This window comes from Mesorhizobium sp. M8A.F.Ca.ET.181.01.1.1, from assembly GCF_004792025.1.
In the GTDB taxonomy this organism is placed as follows: Bacteria; Pseudomonadota; Alphaproteobacteria; order Rhizobiales; family Rhizobiaceae; genus Mesorhizobium.
Genome location: NZ_SRTV01000361.1, coordinates 1 through 278, shown reverse-complemented (window position 1 = coordinate 278; position 278 = coordinate 1). Strand labels below are relative to the sequence as shown.

The window sequence follows — 278 nt, the reverse complement described above, 5'->3', positions numbered from 1 at the left end:
TTTTATTCTGCAGATTTATCAAAGTATTTTGGCGATGCGTTTGTCTCGATCGCGCCGGCTTGTGGCCATCGCTCTGACGGCAATTGCAGCCGTCACCCTTCCCTCTTATGGACATGCCGAGGACAAGCTGCTGACGGAAGCGGTGCAGTTCAACGGTACGATCCTGTATCTCTCCACTGAGGTGCCTGGCCTGATCTTCGGCGCCGTGCGCAACGGCGAGACGGCCTTGGCGGGTTTCGGCAAGATTGCCGACGGGAGTGAAAAAGTGCCCGACGGCG

Annotated in this window: 1 pseudogene; it reads left to right on the top strand. The window is 57.6% G+C overall.

Annotated elements, in window-relative coordinates:
* Positions 1 to 278, top strand: a pseudogene (locus EN824_RS35590) (hypothetical protein); the annotation flags it as partial.